Here is a 25,477-nt window from a genome sequence, read left to right as displayed (position 1 = left end):
ATCATTGATGTACATGACCAACCCACCAGCATACAGTTGCTGGTGGGTTTTTCAATCTGAATTAATACATGAGGGAGATCTAGTATGCAGTAGATGGTGGGGTTCTAGGGAGGAAGAAAGATTCACGCAATAAGCTGTAGCCCCCGGTCCAACGTGATGGAATAGATAGCGAATATCCAATAATCCATCACTTACGAACAATAATCTCATTAGAAAACTGAAGAGTGATATCAATAAAGTCTTGAATAGGAGGGGGGAGATAGCGTTCAGGCTGATAGACTAAATATACTGTTCTCTTGGAAGCGAAGTCTTTTATGAAGACTACGTTTCTTCTTTTCGATGGATTTAGGGCGAGAAAGCTTTCTGGAACAACGGATATGCCCAGTCCATTCTCCACAAGGCTGCATGCAGTTTCTAAGCTTTCTGTTTCGAATTCTACTGACGGTGAAAAGCCTACATGCTCGCATGCTTTGATAAATGTTTCTCTAATTTTAAAACCTTCCAGGCTATGAATAAATGTTTCGTTTTTCAAATCGATGATTTCAATACTGTTCAGGTTTTTAAATCGATGGTCTGGAGGTGTTAGTAATACGTAATTTTCCTGGAAGATAGGTATATATTTGAAGTTGTTGTGATCATTAGCTATAGAAGTGATTCCTAAATGAATGTCATAGCTTTCTAAACTTTTTACAATATCGTTCGGTCCTAATTCCCGCACTTTCATCGATACAGCAGGGTATTTGCTCTTGAAAATTCCAATCATATGGGAAATAAAGTAGCGGTATGATTCAATCATTCCTAGATTGATCTTGCCTTTACCTACATTTCTTGCGTCTTCCATCTCTTTATAAATTTTATCAAATAACTCCAATACATCCTCCGCATGTTTATACAAAATCTCTCCTGGTTCGGTCAATTTCAAACTTTTCGTACTTCTTTCAAACAATGTACAACCCAGTTCTTTTTCTAATGATTTGATGGTATTGCTCAAAGCTGGCTGTGAAATATGTAACTGTATCGCGGCTTTTGTAAATTGTCCGCATGCTGCAATAGTATGAAAATGCTTTAAAGAGCGAATGTCCATTTTAACACCTCTTCTTTATAACTATAAGTTATCAATTTATAATATTTCGATATTAGACATTATATATTTACTATTATACAATTTCAACTAGATGGAGTGTTTAGAAAGTTCTAATTCATTTAATTTCATTTTTTATGAAATTATCTTTAGCTCCTGAGCAAAAAGCGATGTTTAGCGTCAAATTGAAAGGAGGAACTGCTATGTCATCGAGTAGAAGTGAGAATGGAATGCTAATCCTGGATGTCGATATGATTACGTTTACTGCTATCGGGGCAGTGTTACTAATCTTGGGAACATGGATTGTAAGGAGATATGAAATTCTTTGGAAGTATTCCATTCCAGGGCCTGTAATTGGAGGTTTTGGATTTTCACTATTAATGTGGGGAGCTTATGAATTAGGGCTTTTTGAGTTTCAATACGACAATACACTCTACGATTTATTCATGTATGTTTTCTTTGTAACCATTGGATTGTCTACCGGCGTGTCGATTTTGAAAAAAGGCGGTAAATTGCTTTTGATTTACATGTTGGTTTGTTGGTTCCTGGCTATTTTGCAAAACGGTATTAGTGTCGGTGCAGCATGGCTGACAGGCATTAATCCACTCTCTGCATTAATGGCAGGACAGGCATCTATGCAGGGCGGTCATGGCATGGCAGCCTCACTGGCTCCATTAATTGAGTCATTCGGTGAATCAAATGCACTGACAATTGGTATGGCGGCTTCAACCTATGGACTCATAGCAGGCTCGTTAATCGGAGGACCTGTCGGCAATTGGCTGATCACTAGAAAGAATTTGAAAATCCAAACTGACACGGATGATTTGAATGCGCTTGCAAGTGAGATTGAAGAGAAGAAGACGGCGATTACTTGGCAAAATGTGCTCATAGAAGGTTCTTTAATCTTTGTAATATTGTCCATCGGTTTGCCTACAGCACAGTGGATTACAAATGTCACTGGCTTCTCCATCCCAGGTCATATATTTAGTCTTTTCCTAGGAATTATTTTCCGTTCAATCAATGAGCGAACGTCATGGGTGCCTATGACAGACACGGCAATGGATATGATTTCAAATGTTTCATTGAATATGTTTTTAGTAATGGCCATGATGAAACTGAAATTATGGGAACTGTATGATCTGGCTCTTCCTTTAGCTGTAATACTTGTTTTGCAAACATTAGCGACAATGGGAGTTGCAGTATTCATCCTATATAGATTACTTGGGAAGAACTATGACGCGGCTGTGATGTCAGCAGGATTTATTGGACATGGATTAGGAGCCACGCCAAATGGATTGGTTGTAATGAATGCGATTTGTACGAAATATGGCGTCTTTTCAAGGAAAGCGTTTATCATTATCCCGGTGGCGGGGACAGTTTTAACAGATATCGTCGGAGTACCTATATTTGTATTTCTTGCAAACCTTTTAGGAAATTAAACTAGTAATGGAGGAATAAAGAATGGAAAAAATTAATATGCCAATCACAGGAATTTGTTCTTTTGCTAAGTATCCAATCTGCACGGACTGGGAAGAAATTGATGCAGACATCGCAGTTCTAGGGGTTCCGTATGATACGGGCGTCGGCTTTTTAAGCGGCTGTCGATTTGGGCCTAGAAGAATTCGAGAAGTGTCCACGCATTACGCACGTGGCAGTGCAGGGTTTTACGATCCAGAACGGGATGAAGTATTTTTAGGCGGAGACGTAAAAATCGTGGATGCAGGAGATGCGGATGTTATCCATGGAGATATAGAGCAAGCATTTACTGCAATTGAATATGCTGTAGCAAAAATCCGAGAAAAAGGTGCCATTCCTGCAATTATGGGAGGAGACCATTCGATTTCCATTCCTGTTGCACGCGCATTAAAGGATGAAGGAGATATCACCGTCATTCAATTAGATGCACATTTAGACTGGTCAGATGCACCAGGCGGGCAAACTTTAGGAAACGGCAGCCCTATGCGTAGAATGTCTGAGATGGATCATATTAAAGATATGGTACAAATCGGTTTGCGTGGATTAGGGAGTAGTCGAAAAGAAGATTTTGACGCGGCAAAAGCTTACGGAAGCGAGCTAATCTCAGCACGCGATTCCGCTAAGTTGGGCGTAGAAGGCATACTTAATAAAATTCCAAAAGCCGATAAGTACTATGTGACGATCGATATTGATTGCTTTGATATATCATTGGCTACGGGTACAGGGTCTCCTTCACCTGGAGGTTTCTCATTCGATTTCCTAAATGATATTTTAATTGGAATTGCTGAAAAAGGAAACGTGGTTTGTTTCGACCTAGTTGAAGTTGCTCCTCAATATGATCCTACTGGTGCCACAACTCGGGTAGCCGCTATGACGATGTTGAACTTTATGGGTCATATTCTTAAAAACAAAGAATAGCATACTAACTGATAGAAACTACTATAGCCATGCAGCGAATATATTTTATTCGTTGCATAGCTTTTTTGTGTGGGTACCAGGTCCTGATACAAATCATAAACAATTCTGAATTGAACTAGAGTTGTGTGCGGACCTGGTACCCGTTATACGATAATCCCGCTAACCTCATTCCACCTCAAACGGTACAGCATCCACTCTGCCACACTGAAGTCCCGCCAGGAATGTAGAAAAAAACATCTTGCTCTCGGCATCTAGATTGTACTCTTTGCCCAAAGATAGCCAATCATACAGCAGTCCGCGCATACATCTTGAAAGCATGCGGATCAAAACTTTATTATTGGTGTCTTCCGGCAGATCTCCTTCTTCGATTGCCGTGACGATAAAATCATCCAGAATGGTATACAATTCTCTGTCGTGAATAGAAAAGAAATTGCCTTCTCTTTCCATAAGACCGCTGACATAGACCGTCCGCATCATGTCTTTTCCCAACTCGAATTCGAGGTAATGCATTTGTCGTTTTACTAAATACAGCACTTTTTCATTGAACGTTAATGCTTCCGGCATAACGGAAACAACTTTTTTGTAATATTGGTCAATCTCTTTGAATTTTTCCATGAAGATATCATATTTTGAACCGAAATGGCCATAAAAGGCACCTTTGGAACTTTCACTTTTCTTCACAATTTCATCTACGGTTACATTATCGAATCCCTTTTTCCGAAACAACTCCAGCGCAGTCTCCAATATGCGCTTCTTCGTCTGCTCCGCCTGGATTTGTCTAGTCGATTTCTTCATTGCAATACCCCCGATTATATTATACCTAACATAAAATAAAACTATTTTTCAGAATATATTGACAAACTCGTGAACATTCAATTAATATATAGACTATAGTCTAAGACTACAGTCTATTCAAATGAACAGGAGGGATTTAATGGATTGTGTAGGCGAAAGAACACTTCGTGACCTGTTAAATGAGAAATTGCATCAGCATCCTGACAAGACATTGTTTTTATTCGAAGACGCTGATCGTCATGTCTCACAAAAAACCTATAGAGAATTTGAGGATGAAGTGGATCGGCTGAGTCGATATTTCCTCCACTTGGGAATCCGAAAAGGAGAGCATGTTACATTACACATGCCGAATAACTTGGAATTTTATACAATTTGGTTTGCTTTGGCGAATATAGGGGCCATCATGGTGCCTACGAATATTTTATCTCCTACGAGTGAGATGAACTACATTATCTCTAATTCCGATTCTGTGATGTTGATTACAGAACAGCCTTATCTAGATAAGTTCACGGATTTGGGAAAACACTGCCCGGCCATCCGTTACAGAATGCTTACAAGAAGCCAGCCTGTTGATGGTTATTTCTCCTACGATGATGCGCTGATTTTTGAAAGCGGTTGCAAGCATGCGTTGCCTGAGCTTCATAATGAAGATACCGTCGCCATTCTATACACATCAGGCACTACTTCAAAACCTAAAGGTGTATGTGTCACGCATGCCAACTATTTATTCGTCGGTGAACAGATGGCGTTAAACTTACAGCTGACTGCCAACGACCGGACCTTTATCGTGCTTCCGCTGTTCCACGGTAACGCTCAATATTATTCTACCATGTCGGCTTTAACCGTTGGCGCTTCAATAGCTTTAACCGAAAAGTTCAGCGCATCCCGTTATTTTGAGCAAGCCAATCAGCTGCAAGCTACTGTCGGTTCACTATTTGCTGCGCCTATTCGCATGATCTTAGCTAAAAACGAATCAAAAAACGTAATCAAGAACACTCTCCACACAATTATCTTCGCACAAAATGTCGCGGCAGAACAGTTGAACCGCTTTAAAGAACTCGCCGATGTCAGATTAAGTCAGCTGTACGGGATGACAGAAACGATAGGTATTCCGCTAATGAATCCGCTACACAGCGTATGCAAGAATGAAAGCATTGGCAGACCGACTCTCGCGTACGAAGTGAAGTTGGTCGATGAACAAGGTAATGAAGTTCAAAAAGGCGCTTCGGGACAGATCTTGGTCAAAGGCCATCCGGGACGCACCATTATGAAAAAGTATTTGCGGAATCAGCTGGCAACCGAAGAAACGATACAGGACGGCTGGCTTCGCACAGGCGATAATGCCCGTATTGGAGAAGATGGATACTATTATTTTGTAGATCGCGTAAAAGACATGATCAAGCGATCCGGGGAAAATGTGGCTACCATTGAAGTGGAAAGTGCTTTAGCCTCCCATCAAGCTGTGTACGAAGCAGCAGTGATCGGTGTGCCGGACGATATGCGCGATGAGGCGATTAAAGCCTTCGTTATTTTGAATGAAGAAATGTACGTTACGGAGAATGAGCTGCTGGCACATTGCCAAGCACAGTTGGCTAAATTCAAAGTCCCTGATTCCATTGATTTTTTAGATGATTTTCCACGAACTTCCGTCGGCAAGATTCAAAAAAATAAGTTGGTAAATTACATTCCAGTTAAATAGAAGGGGGACTTTTCATGAAAAAGATTAAAATATTGTTGGCAAGTTTGTCAGGTTCCATTATTGAATGGTATGACTTTTACTTATACGGAACAGCCACTGGAATTGTATTTACCACACTTTTCTTCCCGAATGAAAATCCCGCCGTTTCCATTCTGATTGCATTTGCCACATTCGGAGCGGGATATGCAGCACGACCGCTAGGCAGTATTATATTTGGCCATGTGGGAGATCGGATTGGACGGAAAGCTTCCTTGATGATCACGCTCATCGGGATGGGCGGTAGTTCTTTCTTGATTGGATTGCTGCCGACCTACGCGGCAGTCGGTATCCTGGCACCAGCCATGCTTGTCATACTGCGGTTGATTCAGGGAATTTCTCTTGGGGGAGAATGGGGCGGAGCTGTCCTTCTTGCTACGGAGAATGCCAGCAAAGGAGTACGCGGGTTGTTCGGTTCGATCCCACAACTAGGCGTACCGATCGGGCTAGTGCTTGGCACATTCAGCTTCACACTTATTAACAGCTTCACTACGGAAGCGCAGTTCATGGCATGGGGCTGGAGAATTCCGTTCCTGTTCAGCGGAGTACTCATTGTACTTGCCCTCTGGATACGAAGTAGCATCGAAGAAACCCCAGAATTTCAGCAGCGTAAAGAATCTGGCAATATTGAGAAGATGCCTGTACTGACGCTGTTCAGAAACAATTCCAAGGATATGTTCCGAATCATCGGTCTTAAACTGGGCGACGGCTTTTTCAACGTATTCCTAATGTCATTTATTCTGGTGTACGCTACAACGTATATCGGCTACTCACGGGACACGGCACTGCTTGCACTTTCGCTGAGCTGTGCGACGATGCTGATCACAATACCTGTTGTTGGATACCTGTCTGACTTCATCGGACGTAAAGTAATTTATATTTCTGGGTTGATCGGCATGCTGGTGCTGGCAATTCCGTATTTCATCGGCATTTCAAGCAGTACGTCCACATTCTTCATCATGCAGATCGTATTGCTCGGTGTCGTCTGGGCTGCAATTTTTGCGACACAAGGGACATTTTTCTCAGAGCTGTTCCCTGCGAATGTCAGATATACAGGGATGTCCCTCGGGTATCAAATAGCCGCTGCGATTGTCGGGTTCGGACCGATGTTATGGACTGCCATGGCGGCTAATTACGGCCCATCTCCATGGATTTTCGGCGGATTCATGATAGTAGCCCTTCTCGTTTCGCTAGTTTTGGCCATATTCTCACCAGACACGAGAAAAGTTTCGCATTACGATGAAACTGTCCATGAAGAAGAGGTCAAACCGCGCGTGTCCGCGGAACCATTGCTCACTACTGCAGCAGAGGTACGCGAATAATCAGTTTCTACGAGCTCCCGACAGATTGACTGTTGGGAGCTCTTATTCGTTAGATGAGGTAACAGATTCCAACACAACTCAGAAAAATTCAGGTGTTACTTCAAGTACTATATTGTCATTAAATTGAAATTGTATCAAGACACGGAACTCAAGTGGGGCTCCGTGTCCAGTTCGGCATTGAGTAAACAAAGTTTATTAAATAGTTCTCTTTTATTATGCATATGTACCTTGCGCCAATCATACATATATAGGGTGTGCAAAAAATGAATTTATGGGGGGCATCTATTGTTGAAAAAGTGGATTGTGGTGTGTGTGATGTTTCTAATGGCTGTAACAGGAACGATGCAGAATGTACAAGCTGCAAGTTTTAAAGACATGAATAAGAATACGTCGTCGCTGTACGTGGAAGTCAATTACTTGGCAGACCGCGGAATTATAAGCGGGTATCCGGACGGGAAATTTAAGCCGAATGAGCCAATAGCAAAGAAGCATATTGCTGCAATGCTTGTTCAGGCATTGGATCTTCCAATGACGAATTTGCGGGATCCTAACTATAAGGACGTACCCAAATCCCATCCCTATTACAATGAAATAGCGGCTGCGTATAATGCGGGACTGTTTTCAAATGCGGTGAACTTCAAACCCGAATCCAGTATTTCTCGCGCATTTATGGCAAGGTTGATGAGTAAAGCATTTAATTTGAAGGTGCATAAAAAGGGAGCAGAAAGTCCGCGGTACAGTGACGTCCCTCCTCATTCTGAGTTTCACACAGATATTTTGAGAGTGTCGTCCAACAATATCGCCACTGGATATCCAGAGGGTACATTCAAACCGAAACAGCTCATTACACGTTCGCATTTCTCGGCATTTCTAGCCCGCGCACTTACAACGAGAGCGATGAATATTATGCCCGATCCGAATTATACGTATTACTACACAGACGGCTCTAGTAATTATCGCTATGAATATGATAGAAAAGAAGAAAATGGCTTGGCTTATTGGCGTATACACAATGAAACGAAACATGAATCAATTCCTCGTCTAGGCTATATGCAAAACTCCTGGTCTTACGCAGAAGCTTACGATGATTGGTTCCACTATGATCAATACATTCCGTCTCCTTTTGTTGTTACTCAGATCCACAGTGCAAACGATATCGGGCCGGTTAGCTACGGGAATATTTGGATTACAGACACGAGTGCTGTGAAGACTGTTCGTAAAATAGAGTACCGTGACGTGCTAGTAATTGAGAATTATATGCCATGGGATAATAAAACAGTATTCGAATACTACGCGAAAGATATTGGACTGATTCAACGAGTGGATAGTTCGGGGAAAGAGCTGTATGGATTGGTGAAACGTGTAAAAAAAACTAAGTGAATATACGAGGTCCCGGAACAATTCCTGATTGTTTCGGGACTTGTTGATTTTTAAAATGGTAGCTACCAGGCCGAACCGCAATAATAGTTGGCGCATTTCCAATAATCCATCACTTACGAACAATAATCTCTTTAGAAAATTGAAGAGTGATTCAATAAAGTCTTGAATAGGGGGAGATGCCGTTTGTTTCGACCTAGTTGAAGTTGCTCCTCAATATGATCCTACTGGCGCCACGACTCGGGTAGCCGCTATGACGATGTTGAATTTCATGGGCCATATTCTTAAAAACAAAGAAAAACGTACGAACTGATAGAAACTACTATAGCCATGCAGCGAATATATTTTATTCGTTGCATGGCTTTTTGTGTGGGTACCAGGTCCCGATACAAATCATAAACAATTCTGAATTGAGCTAGAGTTGTGTGCGGACCTGGTACCTTTTGTCCCTGTGCATACATAATATATTCCTATAATGTTTATTAGAGTACATATGAGGTAATAGAACAATAACGCATGAATGTACTGCATGATATATGAAAATATAACAGGAGTGAGAATGAATGAAACAAGTACCCGAAACAAAAGTTAAATTAACCGATGTGAAGGAACTGATGAATTCAGGATATCATCTTTTAGGTGAGCTGCGCGAAGACGTGGGGGCACCCGTTGTAAAAGCTAATTTTTTAACGAAGGACATAACGGTCATTTACGGGGAAGAAGCTGCTCGTACATTTTATAATCCGAAGTATTTTAAACGAACTGGAGCTATGCCTAAACCGGTGTTGAAAACTTTGTTTGGTGAAGACGGTGTCCAGACGTTAGATGGAGAAGAGCATCATCACCGCAAGAACTATTTCATGGATTTGATGACACCCGATAGAATGGAAGCGTACCATGAGTTGTTAGCGGAAAATGTGTCAAAGGAGTTAGATAAACAGCACGGTGAATTTGAGTTGTTTGACCTCGCGAATAGAGTGTTGTTTACTACCATCTCGGAATGGGCTGGTATTAACTTGGAAAAATTTGATGCAAAACTGGTAGAAAAACTTGCACGAAACCAAATTTCCATGATTAGTGGCGCGGTTACTTCGCCTGTTGATCACGTAAAAGGAATAGCGGATCGTAAGGAGTCCGAAAAATGGGCTCAGGATCTCATAGAAGAAGCAAGAAAGCACCCCGTTCCAGGAAAAGAACATTTGGCTTTATATGCTTTTGCCAATGCGACCCAACTTGACGGAGAGTTGTTACCGGTGGAGGTAGCAGCAGTTGAGTTGTTAAATATCATCCGCCCAACTGTAGCATTAACCGTCTGGGTGGCATTGATGGGGCACGCACTTTTCGCTAAGAAAGATGTTTTTGAAGAGTTAAAAGCTGATTTTGACAACTTACAAGATTCTTTCATTCAAGAAATGCGTCGTTACTATCCATTTTTCCCTATGCTACCTGCGATTACTGTGAAGGATGTAGAAGTGGATGGGTACTTGATTCCGAAAGATAGCTGGGTAGTGCTAGATCTTTACGGAAGTAACCATGATGAGCGAACTATCGCTTCTCCAGAACAGTTTGACAGTAGGCGATATGTAGGGAAAGCGAAAGATATTTCTTATGAAGAGCAATATGAAATGATTGCACAAGGTGGCGGGAAGTTCAGAGAAATGCACCGTTGTGCGGGCGAATGGATTACTCTTCACAGCATGCGCGTCTTTTCTGACCAGTTAGTGAATAAATACGAATTTACTGTACCGGAGCAAGATTGGACGATTCCGATGAATCAGTTCCCAACTTATCCGACTAGTAAAGCATTGTTGTTCAAAGAGTAAACCGTTTATCTGTTTATTACGTAAAGTAGGTATTAGTTGAATCAAGTAAATAGAGGAGCTTTCTGATCGAATTGGATCAGGAAGCTCTTTTTTGATTGGAAGAAAGCGAGTGCCAGGTCCTCACACAACTCTGTTTGAATTCAGAATAGCTTCCAAATTGTGTGGGGACCTGGTACCGTTTGTTAAACCTGAATACACGGGAACCGGTACACTTGTTTTAGAACCTACGTTCAAGCATATTTTGCTACTGGATGTTGACGAGTGGGATCAGTCACTCGTCATTGAAGACGGACTCTTTTTAGCTTGTGATTCAGGATTAAAACATAAGGCCGTAATGCGCTCAAATCTTTCTTCTGCTGCACTCGGTGGGGAAGGTCTTTTCAATCTTGGACTTACTGGACAAGGAACAATTGCACTGGAATCTTCCGTTTCGAGAGAGGAACTTATAGAAATCGAGTTAGAAAATGATGAGTTGAAAATCGATGGGAATATGGCGATTGCTTGGTCAGGCGGTTTAGAATTTACTGTCGAGCGCTCTGGAAAAACACTTATGGGTTCGGCGGCTTCAGGCGAAGGATTGGTAAATGTCTACCGCGGAACAGGAAAAGTATTAATGGCGCCGTTCCTTCAATAAATTCGGAATACAGGATTCTATTAAAATAAGGTACTTGTGTGAGAAACAAACATGAATGTTTAACCATTCATGGAAGTTTCACGCGCAGGTATTTTAAATTTCAAGCAATATGTTAGGATAAAGTAAAAATGGAAGGGGAGTTTGAATTGAAAAAGATGAATCATGCATTGGGATCGTTTGTGATCCTTGGGCTATTGTTAGCGAGTTGCGGAACGGATGACGAAAAAACGCAGCAAGTCGATTCACCAGTGCAAAAAGTCGAGCCGGCACAAGACAATGAGTCAAAAGTCGAAGTGATGGAACGTCCACCAATGGTCAACGAATTCAATGAAGAAACCGACGACTTGGAAGAAGCCTTCTTCTCGGAATATTCAAGCGTGAAAAGTTTCGTTGAAGACTCCGTAAATAGCATGAAAGAGGGCTCTGACTATCGAGAGAATTTTGCGCACGCTGAACAATTTCTTGCTAAATCTACAATTACATATATCGGATATTTCCACAAAGAAATTGAAGAACTTGGCATGACTGAAGACTTCGAAAAACTAAAGACGGCCGCAGCAGAAGTAGTGGAGAAGTTTGGGACAAGCGGTGAACATCTTGACGAGTATGAAACGAAGTATATCGAATTCGAAAATAAAATGAAGGACATCTATTCAAAAATGTAAATAGACGTTCTGTTTAAAATAAGGTATCTGTGCAAGAAGCAAACATGAATGTGTAAACCATCATGAAAGTTTCACGCGCAGGTACCTTTATTACTTGGGAAGATTCAAAACCCCAATGATAAGTTTTTTAAAAAGAAATCTCCAAAAGATTGAAACTTTTTCCAGACATCTCCGTCTGTACGATGAATCGACAAACAGATCCATGATGGGGAGGATAACAAATGTGAAGAAGAAAATTATAACGATGTTTGGCGCATTGGTGCTGGCGTGCAGTTCTCCATTTGCTGGCTATGCGGCTGGAGAACAAATATTTTCTGATGTGCCGGCGAGCAAGCATTTTGCACAAGCGGTGAATGAACTAGCGGAACGGCATGTCATTGGTGGCTATCCAGATGGAACATTTAAGCCCGGCAATCCAGTGACACGCGGACAGGCTGCTGCAATTATTGTGAAACTGACAGGTATGGACACTTCAAACGTGAAAGATCCGCATTTCAAGGATGTGGCAAAAACAAACGGTTCTTATCAGGCAATTGCCGCACTGGCGCAGGCAAATGTCATTGGCGGTTATGAAGATGGCCGGTTTGGTCCGAATGATCCAGTGAAACGGGGACAGCTCGCTTCTATTCTTGTAAAAGCTTTCGATTTGCCGCGTTATGATTTCTACGGAATGAAAAATCCGTTTAAAGACGTCGCGGGCAACCAGTCTCACAGTGCCAGCATTTTGATACTTCACCAGTTTGGAATTGCGGGCGGCATTGCGTCGGACCGTTTTGGTGTGAATCAGCCGGTGACGAGGGGACAAGCAGCTAAGATGGTGAAAGCAACAGAAGATGAAAAACCTGCGATGGTTTCATTTAAACCGGAAGAGCTTGGGATGGACGGAATATATTCAGTGATTTGGAAAGAGGATCAGGACGTGTACGAGTCGATTGTCACTCGCGACACAGCGTATGGACCGGGTAGACTGCAACTTATTGCACTGAAAGAAGGGACTGCGACACTGAATGTCAGCGGATATAACGGGGACTCGCCGATGAATGAAGATGAGGAGATCTACCGGAAATATTATGTGCATGTAAAAAAAACAGCTGACGGACTGAAGCTATCGATTGAGCAAACAGATGATTACTTGCCGACAGAGGCGCCGTTGGAATTGTCTAAAGCTGAGAAAGTCAAGAAAGTCAGATTGTATTCAGTAACTGGTGATTTGCTAGAGGACGACGCAGCTCTCCATATGTGCAAAGAAGATCAAAAGACTTGTATCACGATTCGCCAGCCGGGTAACTATTATGCCGTTGCTCAATTGGCGAGCGGTGAAGAAATCCGCTATGCGATTCATATGAAAGAGCCGGAGCATGCTTATTTTCATTACGACATGGATGTGCTGAGAGAGCGTCCGTCTTATACATTCAACGTGGAAGAGCTGTTTGAAAAGAATGGATATTATGATAAGATAGCGGCACGAAATATCGGGAAGCACACTGTTGTCACGAAAAATGCGGAACATATTGCAAAAATTACAAGAGATCCCGGAACGAATGTATTTCATGTTACAGCTAAGAAAGTCGGCACAGTTGAAGTGAAGTTTGAAAATCCCGTTTATTTTACGGGTGAAGTGGGGGACGGGGTATCAGGTATGATCACTGGCATGGAAATAAAAGTTCGTGATCTAAATGGCCTGATTCAGGTTTCTGCTTCACAAATTTATGAACTTAATTATTAAATAAGGTACCTGTGCGCGAAACAAACGTGAATGTGTAAACCATCATGAAAGTTTCGTGCACAGGTATTTTTATTAAGATATTATCAAAAAGACCAACTTCTGAGTACTATCTTTTTTACATACACTCGTACCAAAATCCCCCAAAAGACAAAATCCGCAACTTTCAAACACCTCCATCGTCTATACTATGCTGTATACTACCAATAAAAATCCGCAGCATAAAGCAGGTGAAACCTATATGAAAAGATCCGAATATAAAGAACAACAGCGTAAAAAAACGCCAATAAAGAAAATGAGTCTGAAGAAAAAGATCATCCGTTTCGTATCCATCAGTGTACTGCTTGCCGTTCTTTGCACACTACTCGTACTGAATGTCTTCATAACGTTCAGCGATGTAAGTAAACTTGAAGGGCCCGCACCTAGATCGACGGTTATTTACGATCCGAACGGAGAAATCATCAGTAAGGTTTCGAACTCGAATATTGAAGGTGTATCGATCGACCAGATTCCGAAGCCGTTGATCGAAGCCGTCGTCTCCGTGGAAGATCAACGATTCTACAAACATCACGGGATTAATTATTTGAGGATGGGACGCGCCTTACTCGAGAACGCGTTCAAAGGCAAAATCGTGGCAGGGGGCAGTACGATTACGCAGCAACTTGCGAAAAATGCATTTTTGACGCAGGAGCGTACGTACTCGCGTAAATTTAAAGAACTGATCCTCGCAAAGAAGATTGAACGGGTGTATTCGAAAGATGAGATCATGGAACGTTACCTCAACCAAATCTATTTCGGCGACGGGGCGTGGGGCGTTCAACGTGCGGCGCAGACCTATTTCGGTAAAGATGTCAGTGATTTGACGTTAAGCGAATCTGCGACAATAGCAGGCATCATTAAAGCACCTTCGTATTTATCGCCTACGAAAAATATGGAAAAGTCGATAAAACGGCGCAATCTGGTGTTGTCGTTGATGCTGCGTGAACAGTATAGTAGTCAGGAAGAATACGATGAAGCGATAGGACAGAAAGTAGAACTGGCTGATTCGACAGTGCCAGATTATAAAGGGAAATATCCGTATTATATCGACCGTGTAGTGGACGAGGCGGTCAATACGTACCATTTGACGAGAAATGAAGTGCTGTCGGGCGGTTTGCATATTACGACAGAAATCAATCCGGTAGTCCAGAATGCGCTGGAAGAAGTGTATGCGGATGATAGATTTTTTCCGAAGAGTACCCCAGATCAACTTTTGCAGAGCGCCTCTGTTTTCCTTAACCCTAAAACAGGCGGGATCCTAGCGTTAGTCGGTGGGAGAGGAGAGTATACGCAAGAACGCTTCAATAATGCGACTGACCTCATACGGCAGCCTGGATCTGCGTTAAAGCCGCTTGCCGTCTATACTCCGGCACTTGAGAAAGGGTACCATATGTCGGATTTGCTTGTGGATGAACCTATCGATATGAATGGCTACTCTCCGAAAAACTTTGATCAGAAATATAGGGGGCACGTGACTATGTACGATGCACTCGCACAATCGTATAATATCCCTCCCGTTTGGCTATTGGATCAGATCGGCATCAAAAATGGAATCCGTGCTGTTGAACGGTTTGGCATTCCATTAGAAAAAAATGATCGTACACTTGGATTAGCCTTGGGAGGAATGGCCAAAGGCACTTCTCCTTTGCGGCTGGCTCAAGCGTTTTCTGCGTTTGCGAATGATGGAGTGATGGAGGAAGCGCATGCGATCACAGAAATTAAAGATTCGGAAGGAAAAGTGCTTGGGAAGTGGCGGGGTGAGTCTGTACAGGTGACAGATCCGGAAGTTGCCCAGCAAATGACCTATATGCTGCAAGGGGCTGTAGAGCAAGGGACTGCCAAAAGAGCACAAATTTCTGGTGTGGACGTGGCGGGGAAGACCGGCACCACACAGCTCCCGTTTGAAGGAGTGGACGGTTCAAAGGATCATTGGTTCGTTGGCTATACACCGGATATTGCCGGTGCGGTCTGGCTCGGATATGATCAAACAGATGCCGACCATTATTTAACCTCCACCAGTAGCGTTACCGCACCGCCCATTTTTGCGCAAGTTGTTTCAAAATCATCCAGCGAATGGACTGCGAAGAAATTTGATTTGTCGTTAATTGATAAAGAAATAAAAGAGCTGAAGAAGCAGAAGAAAAAGACAAAAGAAGAAAGAGAAAAGAAAGAGAAGAAAAAAGAGTTTTGGGAAGAAATTGAAAAGTGGGGACGGAACTGGTTTACAGGTAAAGAGGACTAAAGGCAACGGAAATAAGGTGCTTGTGTGAGAAACAAACATGGTCATTTAAACCATCATGAAAGTTTCGTGCACAGGTACCTTTATTGTTATCATGAACGTAAAAATGTTATAATGTTTGATTTTGTTAAACCAACTGTTTACAATTATTATCAGTACATATCGCGATTGAAATTCGGTTTCGGTCAAACGATTTTATTGAATGCCAAAACAACAACAAATAAATTGCTCGAAAAGAAGATTGGAAATCCGATCTTCTTTTTAGCGTGAAAAATGATAATCGCTTAGAAATGAACATGAAGGGACTAATTATTATAAAAAAGACATTTGCTTACGAAAATGAATTACCCTCTTTACCAATACCGCCATTAACGAGTACAAAGGAGAAACTGCTTGAATGGGTTGAACCTCTTTTAAACGATGAACAACTTAAAGCAACTACGAAGGCTGTTAACCATTTCTTCAAAGTCGATGGAGACGCAGAAAGACTTCAAAAAAAATTGTGCGAATGGGATAGCAAAATGGAAGGTAGTTGGCTCAAGCCTTTATGGGATAATATGTATTTGAAATTTCGCGACCCTTTGCCAACGGGCATGCATTTCAATATTTTATTAGATAATAAAAAGCATGAAAATCGATATACACGTGCGGAACTTGCGGGAAGGATAAGCCGTTTAGTCACGGAGTTATATCATTTAATAATTGATGGCGAAGTAGCGCCAGTCATACAAAATGGCGTGCCCCAGGATATGAGTCAATATAAGAAGTTTTTTAAGTCCATTCGCATTCCACGAGTCGAAAGAGATGAATTTAGGCTAGCGGCATTCGAGAAAAGAAATAACCATGTCATTATTTTATATAAAAGAAATGTTTATAAAGTGAACGTAACCAATAGTAAAGGGGAAATGTATCATAGCAGTGAAATCGCAAATGCTATTGAAAGATCCTTTCAAGAAGAGCAAAGTGAAGGCAGCAACGTAGGAATTTTTACAACTGCCAAAAGAGACGAAGCTGCGAAGATATATGATCAACTCACCGTATCTAAAGTGAATGCGGATATTCTACAAACGATAGCGGATTCGCTAATTGTCTTGTCTATGGATGAGGAAAGTAGTAATTCGGAAGAAGCGATTGAGAACTTAATGTTAAATGGAACGAACAAATACTTTGATAAAACCATCCAAGTAATCCTCACTAAAAAAGGTGAGTTGGGTTATAGCATCGAGCATTCTTCGGTTGATGGTACGACGATATTTGCTGTCATCAGCTATGTAAATGAAGGCCTGGAAAGTGAAGAGCCTGAAACAATATATACAACTGAACCCACTTTAATGGAAAAACAACAATGGGAATTATCTGCGGAAATTGAGAAGTCGTTAATGAAATTCGAAAAAGAAAATGCGAGAGCCAAAAAAGCGTTTTCTATTAAAACGAGAACTTTCAACAGCTTTGGTTCAGATGAAATCAAAAACATGAATATTAGTCCGGACGCTTTTTTTCATATGGCCTTACAAATTGCACAGTACAGAACGTTTGGCGTATGTAGAAGCGTTTATGAACCCGTTTCAGTCCGTGCATTTTATGAGGGAAGAACAGAATGTGCGAGAGCGACCAGTATGGAGAAGCTGAACTTGGTGAAAGCGCTAGAAAGCGGTGCAGAAAGTAATGAAGTGTTGTATGCCTTAATGCAAAAGGCGAGCGCGGCTCATACAAATCGAATCATAACGTGTCGTAAAGGATTCGGTGTTGAAAGACATATGTATGGCTTGGAGCAAATGTATAAGTTGCACGGTGGAGACATCGGTATGACGGATACTCCTGCACTTTTTACCGACGCTGGCTATTTGACAATGCGTCATGATTTTATTTCGACGAGTGGTATGGCTTATGACAATGTAAAGTATCGGATATTCGGCCCAGTCGTTGAAGGCGGTTTTGGACTCGCTTATATTTTATTGGATCAAACGATTTCTATTAATATTTCCTCCAATGCTGATGAAGCAGATCATGCGCAGAAGTTAACCAATCATTTGGTAGATGCATTTTTAGAATTAAGACAGATTGCGAAACGTATTCTTTAGGTACCAGGTCCCCACACAATTTGGAAACAATTCTGAATTGTACTAGAGTTGTGTGGGGACCTGGTACCGTTTGTGGTACCGTTTGTAAAAAAACTCTCCGAACCGGTTACGGTCAGGAGAGTTTTTTGTTTTGCATAGTCACCTCATTCATCATCCCATGCTGTGCCGTTCACACGTTTTTCATTCATCAGTTCACTGACGGTCCCCAGACGAAAACCTTTCTCTGTGATTTGTGTAATCATATCTTCCATTCCTTCAGCTACAGGTTTAGTCGGGTGCATTAAAACCATCGAGCCGTTCTCCACTTGAGATACGACCCTGTTCACCATTTCATTGGTCGCCGGCTTTTTCCAGTCGACTGTATCAACCGTCCATAAAACCGTATGCATTCCTAGCTGGCTTGCGGTTTCAACCGTTTGCTGATTAAAGCTGCCGCTTGGAGGGCCGAACCACTTGGGCGATGTGATTCCGAGTGTTTTCATGATGACATCATTTGTTTTTTTCAGTTCTTCCATTGTTTCAGCTTCTGATTTCTGCTGTAAATCGGGATGGCTGTAAGCATGGTTCCCAATTTCATGCCCCTCATTGTGAATCATTTTAGCTAAATCGGGATTTTTACTCACCCAGCTACCGTCGAAGAAGAAGGAGGCTTGGATGTTATGCTTCTTTAATACGTCCAAAATTTCAGGAATATATTCATTCCCCCAGGCAACATTAATTAAAAAAGACACCATCGGTTTATCAGGATTTCCTTTGAAAATGGGGTGGGGGCCTAGATCTTTCAAATGAACAGAGGGGGAAGTTTCTTTGTACACGACTTTTGCTTCATCCAATTTACCAATCGCTTTCATTTTTTTGTAACTGGCTTTCAGATCCACTTCCAGTCCATTGTAACCGGGGATGGCTTTCCAGACTCTGTCGACCTTTGCATCCACCGCGGGGATATGATGCGCCTTGCTGAATGATTCTAATTCTGTCGTCAGTCTGTCATTGCCATTTTTAGTTGCGGCGACAGTGCTTACTCGATTCGGGTTTGTTCCAAAATGATTGGTGAAAAGAACCAAGTAAAGTATTCCTATACAAGCAATAAAAGAAATAAGCCAGAACCGTTTCAGTTTATATCACCTCTTCTCTAGTCAGTAGTGTTTCCTGTACTTGAATAAGTATGCTGATTTGGGTACCAGGTCCCCACACAATTCAGAAACAATTCAGAATTAAACTAAAGTTGTGTGGAGACCTGGTACCTTTGGTGAAGGAGGTCTTGATTAATACGAACAAACTATATAGTATAGAACGTATTCGTTTGCCGTAATTGATGGAATCTTTTCATTCTTGAAACTCCTGTTTACTGCGAATGAATAGAAAGGAGATAGGTAACAAGAAAAATAACATCAAAGTTCTAGACTCCAAAAAACATGTGTGATGAGTCGTTTGAATGGTAAAAAGGAGATACGTTTTAGTGAAAGAAAATGAAGTGAAAAGTGAAAAGAAGAAATTCTCCATGCCTCATATTTTCGTTGTCCTATTTATGATTATTATCTTGGCTTCCCTTGCAAGTTATATCGTACCTGCGGGTGAATACGAGCGTGTGACGATGGAAGACGGTAGGGAGGTTATTAATCCCGATACTTTCGAATTGGTTGAAAGAACACCGGTTGGTCTATTTGACTTTATGTTTGCCATTCCAACTGGGTTGATTGAGACAGCAGAAATTATTTTTGGAGTGTTAATGATTGGCGGTATGTTCGCAGTCATTGAACGAACTGGAATTATTAGTATCGGCGTTGGAAAATTAGCAAATATGTTTTCAACTAGAGGACTATGGGTGATTCCGATTTTGATGATCCCTTTTGCCATTATTACTACGTTTACGGGTCAAGTGGAATTGTCCTTAATTTACTTGCCTGCTATTTTACCACTTATGCTTAAATTGGGTTTTGATAAGGTTACAGCAGCAGGAACAGTACTTGTAGCCACAATCTCCGGATTTACTATCGGACTTACATCTCCTCCAAACTTAGGTGTTTCCCAGACGGTTTCTCAACTGCCGTTATACTCTGGAATGGGTTATCGAGTTGTTATTCTTGCTACTATACTTTTAGTTGGTATATTATTCGTCGTTCGCTACGCTAAAAAAGTGCGAAGTAATCCCGAGTTAAGTATTACATATGATGCTTCTGATGTAACTCAGAGTGAAGCAATGCTAGTTACGGATGAGCTGAAAGCAACAACCAGGCAAAAACTTGCTTCTGTTATTGTGTTGATTGCATTTGGCGTTTTACTCTGGGGCTTGTTCGAACACGGCTGGTATTTCCGGGAACTATCTGGTTTATATATTATGACCGGGATCGTTGTGGGTCTGGTTGCAGGTCTCGGAGTATCTCAAATTTCGGAATCATTTATAGAGGGTTTTAAAAATATCCTTTTAGGAGCGTTAGTCGTTGGTGTTGCACGTGGAGTCGCAGTTGTGCTAAATGATGGAAATATTATGGATACGATCACATATGCAGCTGGGAATCTAGTAGCAGCAATGCCAAGTAGTGTTACCGCCACGATTATGTTAGTCGTCCAAGCGTTACTGAACTTCCTGATACCATCGGGAAGTGGACAAGCGATGGTTACTATGCCCATTATGTCTGGGCTTGCAGACTTGTCAGGTGTATCTAGACAAACGGCAGTCCTTGCATTCTTATTCGGAGATGGTTTCTCCAACATCTTCTACCCGACGTCAGGATACTTTATGGCAGCTTTAGCAATTGTCGGTATCCAGTGGAGCAAATGGGTGAAATTCATTTGGCCACTCCTTTTAATATGGTATGGGCTTGCCATTGTATTCTTAGTCATTGCTCAACTGATTAATTATGCTTAAGGGATAGGCGAACTATCGCTCCTCGAACAGATCAAAAAGCAGGTACCTATGCAAGAAACACCCATGAATGTTTAAACCATCATGAGAGTTTCAAGCGCAGGTACCTGTATTCATGTTCTCTTCGAATTCCACGCTTCTTATTTCAGGAAATCATCAGTTTTGAAACGAGTAACAGGTCCCAACACAATTCAGAGACTATTCTGAATTGTGTTTAAGTTGTGTGCGGACCTGGTACCTTTTATAAAAAGGAGTACAATGCAAATGAATGAAAATTACCAACCAAGAAAACCATTCACTCCGCAACAAGCAAAAACAATTGTCGAGCAGCTTTTCATTCAAGCGGAGCGATTGGACGATACGGCGCTTGGGCAAATAACAAGGTCGCTGCTCTCTGTGGATGAAATTCGCCCACAAACCGTCCACATCGTCTTTGATCGTGCGTTTGCGGGAGCTCTACGACATGCATTCCGCAAAGAGCCCTTAAAGTCAACCGAGCAAATCATATCACTACCCGACATCCTATCAATCGGTCCAGTTGAATCACTCCATACAGATGAGGGAATCAAGAATCGATTCTGTTGGCTTCAAGAACATCTTCGTGGTGACATCCAAGAACAAGAGAACGAATTCCGTTGTGCGGTACAGGATATCAAACGCATTCCTCCACACTTACCAATCATCCTCTGGGCAGGTAATAACGCAGCAGAACAAACTGGCCTGCGATTTGCCACTTACCTCCTGAGTGGTCGGCCAAATGAAATCAGCGAACTCAACACGACCAAAGCATTCGAATCTCTGTACAGAACCACAAAGCATAGCGAAGAAATTCACATCCTACGTTCTAGTGAACTGTCGCCTGAACAGCTGCTCGAACTGTACGCGCACTACGAACCATGGAAATGGAATCCAGCCCGCCGCATAGCAATTGAACAGGAAGGCAAATCACTCATGTATGATGGGTCTTACTTACGAACTTGGCAATACGACGAACTGTGGAGCTCGGATGAAGATCGCCACGACTCGTTCATCATGGAATGTGCACGTCAGCTACAATCGGAGTATCCCGGTGAATATTACAACGTACTGCGTCTCATTGGACAAGTATATGGAGAACTAGAACAGTACACAGGTGATACGTGGATTGAATACCGTGTAAAGGAACTGATCCGGCACGGAGAGCTCGCGTCCAAAGGGGATCTTGGGGACTGGCGGAAATATGAGATCGGGGTAATAGAAGATCATCGTACTATTCCTAACATAGATCGTGATGGATTTTGAAATAATCCTGATCTGATACTTACAAACCAAACGATAGAAAAACTGTGAAAAACAGTTGCTCTATCGTTTTTTTATTTCTCGAAAATAAAATGAAACTATATACACTAACCTACGTCTATACCGCGAACAAATACATAAAAACATTAAAAGACAGGGGAGATCAGACGATGAAAAAGAAATTATTAGGCGGGTTGTGTGCGCTACTACTGGCGTGCAGCCTACCTTTATCCGCAGCACACGCAGAAAGTAGCCAGCCGTTCAAGGATGTGCCGCCGTCAAAGCATTTTGCGGATGCAGTGAATGAGTTGGCTGAGCGTAACATCATAGGTGGCTATCCAGACGGGACGTTCAAGCCGGGGAATTCGATTACGCGAGGACAAGCAGCGGCGATTATTGCGAAGATGAGAGGTCTGGATACATCGGATGTAAAAGGACAGAAATTCAAAGATGTACCCGCGTCTCATGGTTTTTATAAAGCGATTGTGAAAATGGCGGAAGAAGGAATGATCGGTGGTTATCCGGACGGCAGTTTCAAACCGAATGAGCCGATTAAGCGTAAAAATATGGCTGCGATTCTTGTGAAAGCATTTGATTTACCACGTAGTGTAGATGTAAAAAACCCGTTCAAAGGGGAAGTCGGCATTACAAATGACGTACTTGTGATTTACCAGCTCGGCATTACTTCGGGTACATCTCCTACAACATTCAGCCCGAACGCATCGATTACACGAGGGCAAGCCGCGAAAATGCTTGCGGCGACAGAGCAAGTAATGATGAAGAATGCCGTGACAGTGGAAGTGGGCGATTTAGGATGGGATACCATCGAATCGATTCTCACAGATGAAGTGAATCCGGGCGTATTCCGAGCAGTGAAAGGGAAGAAAGATGGCATGCAAGATCAAGTTCAACTAATTCCGATCAAGGAAGGAAAAGGTGGATTTGTCATTGCGGGAAGAGCGGGAAATGAATGGATGTATCAGAAGTATTATGTTCATGTGAAAAAAGAGGGCAGCGATCTACGTTTGACGTTAGAAAAGACGGATGATTCACTGCCAACAGAGGTAGCGCTCAATACGAAATATAAAACGGTGGAAAATATAGCTCTCGCCAAAGTAGATGGTGAGAAAATCTCTGACAACGTAAAAATAGAAAGAAATGAATACAATTTTACGTATATTATGCTTGAAAAGCCAGGTGACTATATCGCGACAATCCGCTTTGCGAATGGAGAAGAAGTTCGATACAGTGTGACAGCTTTTGAAGTTAAGGACAGCTTTTTCTATGGCGCATATGCCATGGAAATAGGGCCGGCTGATTGAAGCGAGTACCAGGTTCCGACACAGTTTGGAAACTATTCAGAATTGTGTCGAAATTGTGCGTGTACCTGGTACCTTTTGTAATTCAACGAGTGGACAGTTCGGGGAAAGAGCTATATGGATTGGTGAAACGTGCGAAAAAAACTAAGTGAATATACGAGGTCCCGAAACAATTCCTGATTGTTTCGGGACCTGTTTAATTTAAAGTAAGTACCAAGTCCCCACACAACTATGTAAGTGGAAATATTATTTTTAAAAATGCCTATTCGGAATAGTGAAAATTCTCTTTTGGTTTTCTTAACATTGGAATATTTTTTCTGTGTTATGGAATTGGTTACTTATTCATTAGAAGGAAATCAATAAGACTGTATCGGCATATTATACAATGAACAACGATTACATTTGAATAGGAGAGATTGAGGTTAAAGGCAAACGTACATTGTTGGATATGAAAATGGGAGATGTCAACGGGGATGGTATTTTGGACACCGTTTATTTGTATGGTCAGTTCGATGGGCCACCAGGTATTTATGCTGATAACATTACGATTGTGATTCATGATGGACGGTCAACTAAAAGTACAACCGTCCATCTGAAAAATAACGCGGGCTATAATGCGCGCTTGTTTCTTGGCGATTTTAACAAAGATGGTGTCCTTGACATTATGGTAAGTATGGACATGGGCGGCAGTGGGGGATATCGTATTTTTTATATCTATTCCTTTAGAAATGACAGGTTACAGGAATTGTTCAACAGTGATCATTACGATGAAAAGTATGAATTCGAAGCACATTATGAGGATTTTTATAAAGTGCGTGTGGAAAGTTCACAGCTTAACGTTTTATTCATCATAGACATAGGCAACAGAGGCATTGATTATTTATCCCAGTTTTATAATGGTAATGGGATATTAAAAAATCCAGTTCAAGGCGGAGTTCTTGGGATAGGAGCCTTATTTCCAATTAATACAACAAACACTAACAATTATTTTGATTCATTAGCTTTGCAACGTATTATTGGGCCAACTAATTCAGATACATTAGGATATGTTGAAAATCTATTGACGTGGCAAGACGTCGAATTTATTTCAAATCGATTGACTGTGTCTGTATTTGGTGTGAATCTTAACTGAGGTGCCAGGTCCCAACGCAAATCGGAAACAATTCTGAATTGATCTGGATTTGTGTGCGGACCTGGTACCTTTAAAACTAATACTCCTCAGTATACTTTTTCTTAGCTTCATCGAAAATTTTAATTTGAGCAGAAAATGTTAGTGCATAGATCGTGATGACTATTGATAATAAGCTGACTCCATTAAATAAGGTGATGGAATCCTGGTTTTCTAGCCAAGCAAATAAACTTTTTAATGCCTGAGATTCTTCAAATTCTACTTTGGACTTCCACTTCTTCATACCAAATAAAGTGAAATATGCTATGAGTATGACAGATAATAAACTGTTCACAATGGTGATATTCAAATACTGCTTTTGTCTATCCAAGTCCATAGTTTTTGAGATTTCTTTCAAGCTCAATTCCTCTACTTCATCCTCATTGTTTTCCTTTTCTGAAGGAAACACTCGCTTAAGTACAAGGAAGTAAATGAAGTTAAATAAATAAATCAGTAAAATATATACCGCTGACAGATAAGCAAAGAAGCCTATCACGTAGCCATATCCTGCTGCGTTTAAATTCGGAGTAAGTAAAGAATAAAAAGCGGCAATGGAGACTGTTAGAAAAAACGAGAGTGAAATTCCGTAATATTTTGGATAAGTTCTCTCCTTGTTATGTTTGCGATACCATATGGCTAAAAATAAGACGATCGCAAATACCATATAGAAAATAAATAAAATCGGTAATTTGCTATGAAAGGTCAAGCTTATTGGGACGGCAAAAAACATCAAGATATATAGTGGAATCTCCATACCACTCAATTTTCTAAAGTCTGCTAACTTCCAAGCTTTTCTCACTATCATCCCTCACTTGTACTAATAAGTAGTATATTCTTAACAATCGTTACCTTTAGTATATCAGTAAAGGAAGCACTATATATGGTTCTATTTTGAAACGGGTACCAGGTCCTGACGCAATTCAGAAACTATTCTGAAT

Annotated in this window: 20 protein-coding genes and 1 pseudogene; 16 read left to right on the top strand and 5 right to left on the bottom strand. The window is 41.5% G+C overall.

Annotation, left to right across the window (positions count from 1 at the left end):
- Nucleotides 1–187 precede the first annotated feature (187 nt).
- Nucleotides 188–1,084, bottom strand: a complete 897-nt coding sequence (locus CSV70_RS08805) for a LysR family transcriptional regulator (RefSeq protein WP_099628589.1) — start codon at nt 1,082–1,084, stop codon at nt 188–190.
- 200 nt (nt 1,085–1,284) lie between these two features.
- On the opposite strand from CSV70_RS08805, the gene CSV70_RS08800 reads away from it, so the two are divergent.
- Nucleotides 1,285–2,520 (top strand): sodium/glutamate symporter, encoded by a 1,236-nt coding sequence (locus CSV70_RS08800; RefSeq protein ID WP_099628588.1) that lies wholly within the window; start codon nt 1,285–1,287, stop codon nt 2,518–2,520.
- Nucleotides 2,521–2,542: 22 nt separating this feature from the next.
- Nucleotides 2,543–3,475 carry an agmatinase gene (speB, locus tag CSV70_RS08795; RefSeq protein WP_099628587.1) on the top strand — a complete coding sequence of 311 codons (933 nt, stop codon included), beginning with the start codon at nt 2,543–2,545 and terminating at the stop codon, nt 3,473–3,475.
- A 165-nt stretch (nt 3,476–3,640) separates the two neighbouring features.
- Here the strand turns inward: speB and CSV70_RS08790 are convergent, their stop codons facing one another.
- Nucleotides 3,641–4,270 (bottom strand): TetR/AcrR family transcriptional regulator, encoded by a 630-nt coding sequence (locus tag CSV70_RS08790; protein WP_099628586.1) that lies wholly within the window; start codon nt 4,268–4,270, stop codon nt 3,641–3,643.
- A 139-nt stretch (nt 4,271–4,409) separates the two neighbouring features.
- On the opposite strand from CSV70_RS08790, the gene CSV70_RS08785 reads away from it, so the two are divergent.
- The 3 genes from CSV70_RS08785 (at nt 4,410) to CSV70_RS08775 (ending at nt 8,707) form a co-directional block, all read left to right on the top strand.
- Nucleotides 4,410–5,969, top strand: a complete 1,560-nt coding sequence (locus tag CSV70_RS08785) for an AMP-binding protein (RefSeq protein ID WP_099628585.1) — start codon at nt 4,410–4,412, stop codon at nt 5,967–5,969.
- Nucleotides 5,970–5,983: 14 nt separating this feature from the next.
- A complete protein-coding gene (locus CSV70_RS08780) occupies nt 5,984–7,327 on the top strand; it encodes an MFS transporter (RefSeq protein WP_085131547.1) in 1,344 nt (447 codons plus the stop codon).
- Between the two features lie 285 nt (nt 7,328–7,612).
- Nucleotides 7,613–8,707 carry an S-layer homology domain-containing protein gene (locus CSV70_RS08775; RefSeq protein ID WP_099628584.1) on the top strand — a complete coding sequence of 365 codons (1,095 nt, stop codon included), beginning with the start codon at nt 7,613–7,615 and terminating at the stop codon, nt 8,705–8,707.
- A 24-nt stretch (nt 8,708–8,731) separates the two neighbouring features.
- Here CSV70_RS08775 and CSV70_RS16905 read toward each other — a convergent pair.
- Nucleotides 8,732–8,803 (bottom strand): annotated as a pseudogene (locus tag CSV70_RS16905) (hypothetical protein); the annotation flags it as partial.
- A 70-nt stretch (nt 8,804–8,873) separates the two neighbouring features.
- Between CSV70_RS16905 and CSV70_RS08770 the strand changes: the two are divergent.
- The 7 genes from CSV70_RS08770 (at nt 8,874) to CSV70_RS08740 (ending at nt 17,908) form a co-directional block, all read left to right on the top strand.
- The gene (locus CSV70_RS08770) at nt 8,874–9,017 is read left to right on the top strand and encodes an arginase family protein (RefSeq protein ID WP_233191791.1); all 144 of its coding nucleotides are present in this window, start codon (nt 8,874–8,876) and stop codon (nt 9,015–9,017) included.
- Nucleotides 9,018–9,267: 250 nt separating this feature from the next.
- On the top strand, nt 9,268–10,527 hold the full coding sequence (locus tag CSV70_RS08765) for a cytochrome P450 (RefSeq protein ID WP_099628583.1): 1,260 nt from the start codon (nt 9,268–9,270) through the stop codon (nt 10,525–10,527).
- Nucleotides 10,528–10,618: 91 nt separating this feature from the next.
- A complete protein-coding gene (locus CSV70_RS08760) occupies nt 10,619–11,161 on the top strand; it encodes an AIM24 family protein (protein WP_233191786.1) in 543 nt (180 codons plus the stop codon).
- A gap of 146 nt (nt 11,162–11,307) precedes the next feature.
- Entirely contained in the window at nt 11,308–11,826 is a 519-nt protein-coding gene (locus CSV70_RS08755; RefSeq protein ID WP_143560409.1) for a hypothetical protein, read from the top strand.
- A gap of 223 nt (nt 11,827–12,049) precedes the next feature.
- A complete protein-coding gene (locus tag CSV70_RS08750) occupies nt 12,050–13,552 on the top strand; it encodes an S-layer homology domain-containing protein (protein WP_158232402.1) in 1,503 nt (500 codons plus the stop codon).
- A 292-nt stretch (nt 13,553–13,844) separates the two neighbouring features.
- Nucleotides 13,845–15,830, top strand: coding sequence for a transglycosylase domain-containing protein (locus tag CSV70_RS08745; protein ID WP_483315631.1), 1,986 nt, complete (start codon nt 13,845–13,847; stop codon nt 15,828–15,830).
- Nucleotides 15,831–16,123: 293 nt separating this feature from the next.
- Nucleotides 16,124–17,908: a choline/carnitine O-acyltransferase gene (locus CSV70_RS08740; protein WP_158232401.1), complete on the top strand. Its 1,785-nt coding sequence runs from the start codon at nt 16,124–16,126 to the stop codon at nt 17,906–17,908.
- Between the two features lie 143 nt (nt 17,909–18,051).
- Here the strand turns inward: CSV70_RS08740 and CSV70_RS08735 are convergent, their stop codons facing one another.
- Nucleotides 18,052–18,972 carry a polysaccharide deacetylase family protein gene (locus CSV70_RS08735; protein ID WP_233191785.1) on the bottom strand — a complete coding sequence of 307 codons (921 nt, stop codon included), beginning with the start codon at nt 18,970–18,972 and terminating at the stop codon, nt 18,052–18,054.
- A 395-nt stretch (nt 18,973–19,367) separates the two neighbouring features.
- On the opposite strand from CSV70_RS08735, the gene CSV70_RS08730 reads away from it, so the two are divergent.
- The 4 genes from CSV70_RS08730 (at nt 19,368) to CSV70_RS08715 (ending at nt 24,503) form a co-directional block, all read left to right on the top strand.
- Nucleotides 19,368–20,777 (top strand): YfcC family protein, encoded by a 1,410-nt coding sequence (locus tag CSV70_RS08730; RefSeq protein ID WP_233191784.1) that lies wholly within the window; start codon nt 19,368–19,370, stop codon nt 20,775–20,777.
- A 261-nt stretch (nt 20,778–21,038) separates the two neighbouring features.
- Entirely contained in the window at nt 21,039–22,055 is a 1,017-nt protein-coding gene (locus CSV70_RS08725; protein WP_158232400.1) for a DUF1835 domain-containing protein, read from the top strand.
- Between the two features lie 167 nt (nt 22,056–22,222).
- Nucleotides 22,223–23,374, top strand: coding sequence for an S-layer homology domain-containing protein (locus CSV70_RS08720; protein ID WP_158232399.1), 1,152 nt, complete (start codon nt 22,223–22,225; stop codon nt 23,372–23,374).
- A 445-nt stretch (nt 23,375–23,819) separates the two neighbouring features.
- The gene (locus CSV70_RS08715) at nt 23,820–24,503 is read left to right on the top strand and encodes an FG-GAP repeat domain-containing protein (protein ID WP_099628637.1); all 684 of its coding nucleotides are present in this window, start codon (nt 23,820–23,822) and stop codon (nt 24,501–24,503) included.
- 76 nt (nt 24,504–24,579) lie between these two features.
- Here CSV70_RS08715 and CSV70_RS08710 read toward each other — a convergent pair whose 3' ends face one another.
- Nucleotides 24,580–25,338 carry a hypothetical protein gene (locus CSV70_RS08710; RefSeq protein ID WP_099661008.1) on the bottom strand — a complete coding sequence of 253 codons (759 nt, stop codon included), beginning with the start codon at nt 25,336–25,338 and terminating at the stop codon, nt 24,580–24,582.
- Nucleotides 25,339–25,477: the final 139 nt, after the last annotated feature.

This window comes from Sporosarcina sp. P25, assembly GCF_002743235.1.
Lineage (GTDB): Bacteria > Bacillota > Bacilli > Bacillales_A > Planococcaceae > Sporosarcina > Sporosarcina ureae_B.
This window is presented reverse-complemented; position numbering and strand designations above follow the sequence as displayed.